Raw genomic sequence first — 11,925 nt, 5'->3', positions numbered from 1 at the left:
GGGACTGCTGGAAACCGAGTGCTCGGTGATGCGTCCGGTGAGCGAAATGCGACCGACTGGTTGGGCGGGTCTGGGTGGTGGCCAAGGGCCGGCCCGGCGGGACGCGCGCCCGACGTCAATGGCGGCTCGTCGCGTTGCGGAGCGCTCAGATCGGGCGCCCGGATGCTGCGTCCGTCCGGCGCCCTCTCGGCCCCGGCGGTCCCCTGCCGCCCTGCTCGTTGAAATCGGTCGTATGCCGGCTCGAGTTCGGTCCGAGGGGGCTCGGCGGGGCCCGCCGGCGGGCCCCAGCCGGTCCCCGGGACTCTCCGGGACCCCCAGGAGGCCGACATCGACCGGAAAAGGTGGCTCTTACGCACTTTTAAGGCGCTCGCCGGTCCCGGACACAGCGGGGATCGGCGTGATTCCGCGGTTCTGCGCTGAGAGCGGAGCGGGGGCCGGTGTTAAAAGTGCGTGGGAGCCACCTTTTTGACAGGCTGCAGCGTCAGGCGGGGCATCTCGAACCGATCTCGCCGAGGAAGAGGCCGCAGGCCGCCTCCGGGCTCAATCGTCTAGGTGATGGCCAGAGGCCAGCCCAGCAGGGCGCCCGCGACGAGGTACGGGCCGTAGGCCATGGGGTCCTTCGGGCCAGCGCGACGGGTGATGAGCAGGGCGAGGGCGGCCAGGCCGCCGAGAATGGTTCCCAGGCACAGGGAGGCGGCGAGCATGGGCGCTCCGTACCAGCCCAGCCACAGGCCTATGAGCGCGCAGAGCTTGACGTCCCCCAGGCCCAGGCCGGCGCGGATGAATGCGAGCAGCAGACTGACTCCTCCGGCCGCGAGCGCGCACAGCACCGCTCGGCGCACCGCATGGATGTGCTCGGGCTCCACGATCACGGCGGCAATGCCGCAGACCGTCAGCCACACCGTCGTCGCGCCCAGCAGCCGGTTGGGCAGGAGGTGGGCGACGGCGTCGACGCTGGCGGCGCTGCCCAGCAGGGCGTAGACGGGAACGGCCACGAGCGCCGCGCCCACGGCGCCCAGCCTCATGCCCCACCAGGCGCAGAATCCGCAGAGCGCCAGCGCGAGCGTGCCCTGCGGGGCGACGGCCAGGAGGCCGGGGTGCCGCAGGGCCGGGTGTGCCGGCGGTCTCGGCTCCGGGCTCCGGCCTTCTGAGCAGTCTTCCGGGGCGTCCTCGCGCCCACCGTCGTGGTCGGTGAGCGGTTCGCGGATGTAGCGGCGCGTCCACGCCGAGACGGGGCCGGCCACGAGCGCCGCCGAGCAGGCGGCCAGGATCCAGGGACCCGCTGATGGTATGGCTGACATGGGGGCCTCTCAATCCGTTGTGTCCGTGGTGCGGGCGACGGGCGCAGCCGACAGGACGGCGCCCGGGCGGATGCCCAGCCGGGCCGCCTCACCCCGCGCCATCTCGACAACGGCGGAGGCGCGCAGGCGCGGAAGCCCGATGCGGCCGGGCCGCAGGGGCGCGACGACCAGGACCTTGCCGGAGCGGGTCGCGTAGACGACGTCGATCGTATGCCGCATGCTCATGCAGTGCACCCAGTTGCAGCGGGGGATCCACAGGGCGCCGTCAATGCCGTCGGTGCCGAGCAGCCCCTTGCTGCGCTGGTGGCGGGTGCGCGCGGTCCACAGCGGCACGCCGGTGTCCTCCCCGTTGACGACGAGGCGGGGAAGCGCCTCGACCGGCGTGGTTGACCACGTTGGTGCCGTCACACTCACAACCGGATGGTATGGAGGAGGGCCGCGGCGGGGTCAGGGGCGATCGCCCCAGCGCCCCTGGGGCGCCGAGATCGGTAGACCTCCGCGTCGAGATCGGCTCAGCCTCGGCCCGGGACCGATATTCGGCGCACACGCGGTTTCTGTTGGCGGCATTCGTCCGGAGGCCCGGGAAAGGTGAGTCGCCGCGTAGCCCCAAGGGTGCCGGCCGCGGGCGGAATGTGGGAACGGCCCTTATGGCGAGGCGCGCTTGCGGATTGTGGAAAGGGGGCGGACTCGGTGCCCGCGGAGAAATCTTCGCGGTGGCGAGCTGTCGGGGATCTTGTCGCCGGGGATGTGGGAGGAGTCGTCGTCGGAGCGGATGCTTGTCGATTTCAGTGTGAAAGTGAACCGATCTCGGCGAGAGTGAGGGGGAGGGGTGACTAAGCGCACAGCCGGCGGGACTGGGGCGTGCTTGCGCCGCCGCCCCCGGCCCGCTGTATCCTGAGCCCCGCCAAAGACCGCAGGTCTCCCACCCCGGTGGGGCCAAGTCCGACGCCGCAGACCCGCCAGCGGGTCTCGAGGTGCCGGAGCCCGCGCAGGTGAGAGACGAGCCCATTTCCGTATGCGGAGTGCGAGCCCCGTGCCCACCGGCGCGGGGCTTTTCCGATGGGTGCCGATCGCCTGCGGCAGACCACGGAAGGAGGGCCCATGGCACGGCCTGACAAGGAAGCGGCTGTTGCCGAGCTGGCGGACAGGTTCCGCGCATGCGGCGCTGTCCTGCTGACCGAGTACCGCGGGCTGACCGTCGCCGAGCTCCGGACGCTGCGCCGTTCCCTGGCCGGTAACGCCGAGTACGCCGTGGTGAAGAACACGCTCGCTGCGATCGCCGCCCGGCAGGTCGGCCTTGAGGCGATCGCGGACGAGTTCACGGGCCCCACGGCCCTGACCTTCGTCACCGGTGAGCCGGTCGAGGCCGCCAAGGCACTGCGTGACTTCGCCAAGGAGAACAAGAACCTCGTCGTCAAGGGCGGCATCATGGACGGCAACGTCATGGACGCCGCCGAGGTCGACAGGCTCGCGTCGCTCGAGTCCCGTGAGGTGCTGCTCGCCAAGGCTGCGGGCGCCGTCAAGGCGTCGCTGTCCAAGGCCGCGTACCTCTTCGCTGCGCCCGCCTCCAAGGCGGTCCGCACTGTCGACGCCCTGCGCGAGAAGCAGGAGACCGCGGCCTGAGGCCGCACGCGTCATCCCCAACCACACAACCTGTGCTGACAAGAGCCGACACGACAGTGCAGGGCCCGTTTTCAGGAAGGAACGCCCACTATGGCGAAGCTGACCACCGAAGAGCTCATTGAGCAGTTCAAGGAGCTCACCCTTCTCGAGCTGTCCGAGTTCGTCAAGGCCTTCGAGGAGACCTTCGACGTCACCGCCGCCGCTCCGGCGGCCGCCGTCGTCGCCGCCGCCCCGGGTGGGGCCACTGAGGCCGCCGCCGAGGAGGAGAAGGACGAGTTCGACGTCGTCCTCGAGGCCGCCGGCGACAAGAAGATCCAGGTCATCAAGGAGGTGCGCACCCTGACCTCCCTCGGCCTGAAGGAGGCCAAGGAGCTCGTCGACTCCGCCCCCAAGGCCGTCCTGGAGGGCGCCAACAAGGAGGCCGCCGAGAAGGCCAAGGCCCAGCTCGAGGGCGCCGGCGCCACCGTCTCCCTCAAGTGAGTCCGTCCCCGTAGCCGTTCGGGCCCGGGCCGCTGCTGCTCGAGCCGTCCGACGGCAGGGGCGTCGGCGCCGACCGGGCCTCGTCCGCACCACGCGGGCGGGGCCCGGTTCGCATGCCGGGGGACTAGGACGACGGCGGGTCCTGCTGCTTGGCCGGCAGGGCTCGGCGGGCCGCCCGGTCCGGGAACGTGAACGTACGTTCACGCGACGAGCCTCCGTTGATGTTGGAGCGCGGCCCTGGAAGAGACCGGCTCCAGCATGGGAAGGGGCCCGGCTCGTCCCGTGCGCCGCGCAGTCGGGGCGATGCGGTGGAGGGGCCGACTGTCATGGGGCGGCCCCGCCCCTGTGCGCTGCGCGGCTGAGCCTCGTCCTGCTGGAGATCGAGTGCGGACCGGGCGGCCGCGCTCCGGCTGCCCGGCCCAGAAGCTCGGTCGGCGCGACCGGCACCCACCGGACCGGCGCGGCCGACGGCGGCCGGGGCCCGGGCGGGCGGAACGGGGCAGTATGCGCGACTGTGGCGCGAATCGCAAGGGCCAATGTCCCTTCCGGCATGGCCCGTGGTGTATCGGGCGTGTACGCTAGCGCTTTGCGTCCATTGTGTGTACTGGCATTTACACACCGTCAGGTCTGCGGCGTTTATCGCTGGAGTCTCAACGGAAAGTCGTTATGACACGTACCCGCCGCGGACGTCGAGTGGTCCCCGAGATGAGGGAAGGATCCCCTTTGGCTGCCTCGCGCACCTCTGCACCTACCGCCGCTGACATCGCCGCGCGCACCGCGTCGCGTCGTATCAATTTTGCGAAGATCGCCGAGCCCATGCAGGCTCCTAACCTTCTGGCCCTTCAGACCGAGAGCTTCGACTGGCTCGTCGGCAACGAGAAGTGGCGTGCTCGCGTGGACGCTGCCAACGCCAAACGCCCGGCATCTCTGCCCGAGACCTCCGGTCTGGAGGAGATCTTCGACGAGATCTCGCCGATCGAGGACTTCGGCGCCACCATGGCCCTGTCCTTCCACGACCACCGCTTCGAGGAGCCCAAGTACACCGCCGAGGAGTGCCAGGAGAAGGACCTGACCTACTCCGCCCCCCTGTACGTCGTCGCCGACTTCGAGAACTTCTCCACCGGCGAGATCAAGTCCCAGACCGTCTTCATGGGCGACTTCCCGCTCATGACCGACAAGGGCACCTTCATCGTCAACGGCTCCGAGCGCGTCGTCGTCTCCCAGCTCGTGCGCTCCCCGGGCGTGTACTTCGAGCGCACCACCGAGAAGGCCTCGGACAAGTACGTCTACAACGTCAAGTTCATCCCCTCGCGCGGAGCCTGGCTCGAGTTCGAGATCGACAAGAACGACCACGTGGCCGTGCGAGTGGACCGCAAGCGCAAGCAGGACATCACCGTCTTCCTGCTCGCCCTGGGCCTGGACGAGTCCGAGATCCGCAAGGAGTTCAAGGACTACCCGGCCCTGACCTCCGCCCTGGACGAGGACCGCAAGGTCACCACCCAGGACGACGCCCTGCTGGACATCTACAAGAAGATCCGCCCCGGCGAGCCGCCGAGCGTCGAGGCCGGCCGCACCCTGCTGGAGAACTTCTACTTCAACGCCAAGCGCTATGACCTGGCCAAGGTCGGCCGCTACAAGATCAACAAGAAGCTCGGCCTGGCCGGGGACCTGACCGACTCCGTCCTGCGCATCGAGGACATCACCGCCGCCATCAAGTACCTCCTGGCCCTGCACGCCGGCGCCGAGAGGATCGAGGGCGTGCGCGACGGCGAGATCGTCGACATCGTCGTCGAGTTCGACGACATCGACCACCTCGGCAACCGCCGCATCCGTGCCGTGGGCGAGCTCATCCAGTCCCAGGTGCGCACCGGCATGAGCCGCATGGAGCGCCAGGTGCGCGAGCGCATGACCACCCAGGACGTCGAGGCCATCACCCCGAACACCCTGATCAACATCCGGCCCGTGACCGCCGCGATCAAGGAGTTCTTCGGAACCTCCCAGCTGAGCCAGTTCATGGACCAGAACAACCCGCTGGCCGGCCTGACCCACAAGCGCCGCCTGAGCGCGCTGGGCCCCGGCGGCCTGTCGCGCGAGCGCGCCTCCATGGAGGTCCGCGACGTCCACGCCTCCCACTACGGGCGCATGTGCCCCATCGAGTCGCCCGAGGGCCCCAACATCGGACTCATCGGCTCGCTGGCGACCTTCGCCCGCATCAGCCCCTTCGGCTTCATCGAGACGCCCTACCGCGTCGTCGTCGACGGCCAGGTCACCGACGAGACCCACTACCTGACGGCCGACGACGAGGACCGCCACGTCATCGCCCAGGCCAACGTCGAGCTGACCGCCGACGGCCACTTCGCCGAGGACCACGTCCTGTGCCGGGTCACCGGCGGCGAGCCGGCTCTGGTGGCGGCCGACCAGGTCGACCTCATGGACGTCTCCCCGCGCCAGATGGTGTCGGTGGGCACCTCCCTCATCCCCTTCCTGGAGCACGACGACGCCAACCGCGCCCTCATGGGCGCGAACATGCAGCGCCAGGCCGTGCCGCTCATCCGCCCCGACGCCCCGCTGGTGGGCACCGGGATGGAGCGGCGCACCGCCGTCGACGCCGGTGACGTGCTCGTGGCCGACAAGGCCGGCGTCGTCACCGAGGTGTGCGCCGACTTCGTGCGCGTGGCCGCCGACGACGGCACCGAGAAGGTCTATAAGGCCGCGAAGTTCCGCCGCTCCAACCAGGGCAACTGCTACAACCAGCGGGTCGTGGCCACCGAGGGCGAGCGGGTCGAGGTCGGCTCCGTCCTGGCCGACGGCCCCGCCACCGAGGGCGGCGACCTGGCCCTGGGCCAGAACCTCCTGGTCGCCTTCATGACCTGGGAGGGCCTGAACTACGAGGACGCGATCATCGTGTCCCAGCGCGTGGTCTCCGACGACCTGCTCACCTCCATCCACATCGAGGAGCACGAGGTCGACGCCCGCGACACCAAGCTGGGGGCGGAGGAGATCACCCGCGACATCCCCAACGTCAGCGAGGAGACCCTGGCCAACCTCGACGAGCGCGGCATTATCCGCATCGGCGCCGAGGTCCGCAGCGGCGACATCCTCGTGGGCAAGGTGACCCCCAAGGGCGAGACCGAGCTGACAAGCGAGGAGCGCCTCCTGCGCGCCATCTTCGGGGAGAAGGCCCGGGAGGTGCGCGACACATCCCTGCGCGTGCCCCACGGCGAGTACGGCATCGTCACCGGCGTGCGCGAGTTCGACGCCTCCACCGAGGACGCCGACCTGCCCGCCGGCGTCAACCGCATGGTGCGGGTCTACATCGCCCAGCGCCGCAAGATCACGGTGGGCGACAAGCTCTCCGGCCGCCACGGCAACAAGGGAGTCATCTCCAAGATCAACCCGGTCGAGGACATGCCCTTCCTGGCCGACGGCACCCCGGTCGACGTCATCCTCAACCCGCTGGGCGTGCCCAGCCGCATGAACGTCGGCCAGGTCCTGGAGCTCCACCTGGGCTGGGTCTCCTCGCGCGGCTGGGACGCCTCGGCGGCCCGCGAGGCCGGCGAGGAGTGGGCCGCCCGGCTGCCCGAGGCCGGTGTGGTCGCCGAGCCGCGCACGCCGGTGGCCACCCCCGTCTTCGACGGCGTGCGCGACGACGAGCTCATGGGCCTGCTGGACTCCACCCTGCCCAGCCCCGACGGCGTCCAGCTCGTCCAGCCCAACGGCAAGGCCCAGCTCTTCGACGGCCGCTCCGGAGAGCCCTTCCCGTACCCGGTCTCGGTCGGCTACATGTACATCCTCAAGCTCCACCACCTCGTGGACGACAAGATCCACGCCCGCTCCACCGGCCCGTACTCCATGATCACCCAGCAGCCGCTGGGCGGCAAGGCGCAGTTCGGCGGGCAGCGCTTCGGCGAGATGGAGGTGTGGGCCATGGAGGCCTACGGCGCCGCCCACGCCCTCCAGGAGCTGCTCACGGTCAAGTCCGACGACGTCAACGGCCGCGTCAAGGTCTACGAGGCCATTGTCAAGGGCGAGGACATCCCCGAGCCCGGCATCCCCGAGTCCTTCAAGGTGCTCATGAAGGAGATGCAGTCGCTGTGCCTGAACGTCGAGGCCCTTGACGCCGAGGGCGACGTCATCGGACTGGACGACACCGACGACGACACCCGCCGCGCCTCCGAGGAGCTCGGCTTCGACCTGGGCCGCCGCCCGGGCGGCTCGACCGCCTCCTCGGTCGACGAGATCTGACCCGCTGCAGGCCGGCTCCGGGGGGCGCACCGGCCCCGCGCCTCCCGGACCGCCACCGGGCCCCGTGCCGTCGTGGAACGCGACGCGGCCGCCCGCCCACAACATTCATGAGCTGACCACCTAATCGGAAGTAGGAACTGTGCTCGACGCCAACGTGTTCGACAGGATCCAGCTCGGCCTGGCCACCGCGGAGGACATCAAGTCCTGGTCGCACGGCGAGGTCAAGAAGCCCGAGACCATCAACTACCGCACCCTCAAGCCGGAGAAGGACGGGCTCTTCTGCGAGAAGATCTTCGGACCCACCCGCGACTGGGAGTGCGCCTGCGGCAAGTACAAGCGCGTGCGCTACAAGGGCATCATCTGCGAGCGCTGCGGCGTGGAGGTCACCCGCTCCAAGGTGCGCCGCGAGCGCATGGCCCACATCAAGCTGGCCGCGCCCGTGACCCACATCTGGTACTTCAAGGGCGTGCCCTCGCGCCTGGGCTACCTGCTCAACCTCGCGCCCAAGGACCTGGAGAAGGTCATCTACTTCGCCGCCTACATGGTCACCGAGGTCGATGAGGAGGGCCGCCACGACGACCTGCCGTCCCTGCGCAATGAGCTCGAGGTCAAGAAGAAGCACATCGAGGAGGCCGGTCTGGCCGACGTCGAGGCGCGCCAGCAGCGCCTGGAGGCCGACCTGGCCCAGCTCGAGGCCGAGGGCGCCGAGGCCTCCCAGCGGGACAAGGCCCGCAAGACGGCCGAGCGCGAGATGACGGCCCTGCGCCGCAAGAACGCCCGGACCCTGGAGCACATGGACAAGGTCTGGGACCGCTTCGTGTCCCTCAAGGTCGGCGACCTGGAGGGCGACGAGGTGCTCTACCGCGACATGGTCGCCGACTACGGCATCTACTTCAAGGGCGCCATGGGCGCCGAGGCCATCCAGGCGCGCCTGCGCACCTTCGACCTGGAGGCCGAGGCCGCCTCGCTGGCCGAGGTCGTGGCCGGCGGCACCGGCCAGCGCAAGACCCGGGCCATCAAGCGGCTGAAGGTCATCAACGCCTTCCGCCTGACCAAGACCGCACCGGAGGCGATGGTCCTGGACAACATCCCGGTCATCCCGCCGGACCTGCGCCCCATGGTCCAGCTCGACGGCGGCCGCTTCGCCACGAGCGACCTCAATGACCTCTACCGTCGGGTCATCAACCGCAACAACCGCCTCAAGCGGCTGATGGACCTGGGCGCCCCGACCATCATTGTCAACAACGAGAAGCGCATGCTCCAGGACGCCGTCGACGCCCTGTTCGACAACGGGCGGCGCGGCCGGCCGGTCACGGGCGTGGGCAACCGGCCGCTGAAGTCCCTGTCCGACATGCTCAAGGGCAAGCAGGGCCGCTTCCGCCAGAACCTGCTGGGCAAGCGCGTGGACTACTCGGGCCGGTCCGTCATCGTGGTGGGCCCCCAGCTCAAGCTGCACCAGTGCGGACTGCCCAGCCAGATGGCCCTGGAGCTGTTCAAGCCCTTCGTCATGAAGCGGCTGGTCGAGCTCAAGGAGGCCCAGAACGTCAAGGCCGCCAAGCGCATGGTCGAGCGCGCCAACCCCAAGGTGTGGGACGTGCTGGCCGAGGTCATCGGCGAGCACCCTGTGCTGCTCAACCGCGCCCCCACGCTTCACCGCCTGGGCATCCAGGCCTTCGAGCCCCAGCTCATCGAGGGCAAGGCCATCCAGCTCCACCCGCTGGTCTGCGGCGCCTTCAACGCCGACTTCGACGGCGACCAGATGGCCGTCCACCTGCCGCTGGGGGCGGAGGCGCAGGCCGAGGCCCGCATCCTCATGCTCTCCTCCAACAACATCCTCAAGCCCTCCGACGGCCGCCCGGTGACCATGCCCAGCCAGGACATGATCATCGGCACCTACTACCTCACCCAGGAGCCTGACCCGGACGTCCCGGTGGAGGTCGACGGCTCCGGCGAGCCGGTGGTCCCGTCCTTCTCCTCCTTCGCGGAGGCGGTCATGGCCTACGACTTCGGCAAGCTCGACGTCAACGCCGCCTGCGACATCCGCTTCGAGGAGGGCATCACCGCCCCCGCCGACTGGCAGGCCCCCAAGGACTGGAGCGAGGGCGAGGCGATCACCCTGCGCACCTCGCTGGGTCGGGCCCTGTTCAACACGGCGCTGCCCGAGTCCTTCCCCTACGTGAACTACACGGTGGACAAGAAGAGGCTCGGCGACATTATCAACGCCCTGGCGGAGAACTACTCGCGCGTGGAGGTGGCCTCCTCACTGGACGCCCTGAAGGCCAACGGCTTCCACTGGTCGACCTGGTCGGGCATCACCGTCGCCTTCGCCGACGTCGTCTCCCCGCCCTCCAAGCCCGAGATCCTCGCGCGCTACGAGGCCGAGGCCGCCGAGATCGAGAGCCTGTTCGGCATGGGCGCCCTGACCGACAAGGACCGCTACAAGTCCCTGATCGACATCTGGACCAAGGCGACCACCGAGGTCGCCGAGGCGATGCGCGAGAACTTCCCCCAGCGCAACACCGTCTTCCAGATGGTGGCCTCCGGCGGCCGCGGCAACTGGGACCAGATCCGCCAGCTCGCCGGCATGCGCGGGCTTGTGGCCGACCCCAGGCAGCGCCTCATCGAGCGCCCGATCAAGTCCAACTACCGCGAGGGCCTGAGCGTCCTGGAGTACTTCATCGCCACCCACGGCGCCCGCAAGGGCCTGGCGGACACGGCGCTGCGCACCGCCGACTCCGGGTACCTCACCCGGCGCCTGGTGGACGTCTCCCAGGACGTCATCGTCCGCGAGGACGACTGCGGCACCCGCAAGGGCCTGACCAAGCGCCTGGTGACCTGGAAGGAGGAGGACGGCGAGCGCATCCGGGAGGTCTCCGACATCCTGGAGACCACCGTCTACGGCACGACGCTGGCCCGCGACGCCGTCGACGCTCAGGGCAATGTCGTCATCCCCGCCGGGACCGACCTGGGCGACGGCGCCATCACCAGGGCGATCGACGCCGGCATCGAGGAGGTCGTGTGCCGCTCGGTGCTGACCTGCGACTCCGCCGTCGGCACCTGCGCCGCCTGCTACGGCCGCTCGCTGGCCACCGGCAAGCGGGTCGACATCGGCGAGGCGGTCGGCATTATCGCCGCCCAGTCCATCGGCGAGCCCGGCACGCAGCTGACCATGCGCACCTTCCACACCGGCGGTGCGGCCGGCGCCGCGGACATCACCCAGGGCCTGCCCCGCGTCCAGGAGCTCTTCGAGGCCCGCACGCCCAAGGGCGAGGCCGCCGTGGCCGAGGCCGCCGGCACCCTCAAGATCGAGGACGACGCCGATGGCAAGCGCCTGCTCATCACCCGCGACGACGGCGAGGAGGACCTGGTGGTCCCGGTCTCGCGCCGCCAGCGCCTGCTGGCCGTCGACGGCGCCCACGTGGAGCCGGGCGACGCGCTGACCGAGGGGCCGGTGGACCCCAAGAAGGTGCTGCGCCTGCGGTCGGTGGGCGCCACCCAGCGCCACCTGGTGGACGAGGTCCAGGAGGTCTACCGCTCCCAGGGCGTGGACATCCACTCCAAGCACATCGAGGTGATCGTGCGCCAGATGCTGCGCCGCGTCACCGTGCTGGAGGCGGGGGGCACCAACCTCCTCCAGGGGGACCTGGTCGACGTCATGCACTTCCGCGCCGAGAACCGCCGTGTGGTGGCCGAGGGCGGCAAGCCCGCCTCCGGGCGCACCGAGCTCATGGGGATCACCAAGGCGTCCCTGGCCACGGACTCGTGGCTGAGCGCCGCCTCCTTCCAGGAGACCACGCGCGTGCTCACCGAGGCCGCCATGAACGGCAAGTCGGACCCGCTGCTGGGCCTGAAGGAGAACGTCATCCTCGGTAAGCTCATCCCGGCCGGCACGGGCCTGGCCCGCTACTCCGACATCGAGGTGGAGCCCACCGAGGAGGTCAAGGCCGAGGTCTTCGCCCGCGCCAGTGCGGGCGAGAACATGCTGGGCGTCGGCGAGGCGGTCGCGCTGGACGACTTCTCCTTCGGCGGCGGCTTCAGCGCGGACTTCTCCGACGACTTCCGCACCGGTTTCTCCTCCGCGGGCGAGGACTACCAGTTCTGAGCGCATTCTGCGCGCACAAGCCGTCCGACCGGGCCGGGGCCCAGCTCCGGGCCCGGTCGGAGACGGGCTCGGCGGAGCCGGCAAAGGCCGCCACCGGTCTCGAGCCGGAGTACGACCGATCTCAGCGAAGGGGACGCCGACGCCCTGAAGAACGGCGCATGGGAAAGGTCACCG

General features: G+C 69.9%; 6 protein-coding genes. 4 read left to right on the top strand and 2 right to left on the bottom strand.

Going from position 1 to position 11,925, the window contains the following annotated elements:
• Window positions 1–548: 548 nt before the first annotated feature.
• Both AIF0345_RS12640 and AIF0345_RS12635 read right to left on the bottom strand, forming a co-directional pair.
• Entirely contained in the window at window positions 549–1,301 is a 753-nt protein-coding gene (locus tag AIF0345_RS12640; RefSeq protein ID WP_268916398.1) for a prepilin peptidase, read from the bottom strand.
• A 9-nt stretch (window positions 1,302–1,310) separates the two neighbouring features.
• A complete protein-coding gene (locus tag AIF0345_RS12635; RefSeq protein WP_268916397.1) occupies window positions 1,311–1,709 on the bottom strand; it encodes a DUF192 domain-containing protein in 399 nt (132 codons plus the stop codon).
• 693 nt (window positions 1,710–2,402) lie between these two features.
• Between AIF0345_RS12635 and rplJ the strand changes: the two genes are divergently transcribed.
• The 4 genes from rplJ to AIF0345_RS12615 all read left to right on the top strand — a co-directional run bounded on the left by rplJ (window position 2,403) and on the right by AIF0345_RS12615 (window position 11,751).
• Window positions 2,403–2,924 carry a 50S ribosomal protein L10 gene (gene rplJ / locus AIF0345_RS12630; protein ID WP_043558717.1) on the top strand — a complete coding sequence of 174 codons (522 nt, stop codon included), beginning with the start codon at window positions 2,403–2,405 and terminating at the stop codon, window positions 2,922–2,924.
• Between the two features lie 90 nt (window positions 2,925–3,014).
• Window positions 3,015–3,404 carry a 50S ribosomal protein L7/L12 gene (rplL, locus tag AIF0345_RS12625; RefSeq protein ID WP_043558715.1) on the top strand — a complete coding sequence of 130 codons (390 nt, stop codon included), beginning with the start codon at window positions 3,015–3,017 and terminating at the stop codon, window positions 3,402–3,404.
• A 723-nt stretch (window positions 3,405–4,127) separates the two neighbouring features.
• Window positions 4,128–7,649, top strand: a complete 3,522-nt coding sequence (rpoB, locus tag AIF0345_RS12620; protein ID WP_285296335.1) for a DNA-directed RNA polymerase subunit beta — start codon at window positions 4,128–4,130, stop codon at window positions 7,647–7,649.
• A 139-nt stretch (window positions 7,650–7,788) separates the two neighbouring features.
• Window positions 7,789–11,751, top strand: a complete 3,963-nt coding sequence (locus AIF0345_RS12615; RefSeq protein WP_268916395.1) for a DNA-directed RNA polymerase subunit beta' — start codon at window positions 7,789–7,791, stop codon at window positions 11,749–11,751.
• The last annotated feature ends 174 nt before the right edge of the window (window positions 11,752–11,925 follow it).

It is taken from the genome of Actinomyces israelii, assembly GCF_030253495.1.
Classification (GTDB): domain Bacteria; phylum Actinomycetota; class Actinomycetes; order Actinomycetales; family Actinomycetaceae; genus Actinomyces; species Actinomyces israelii.
The sequence above is the reverse complement of the archived record's forward strand: the minus strand, read 5'-3'. Positions and strand labels throughout refer to the sequence as shown.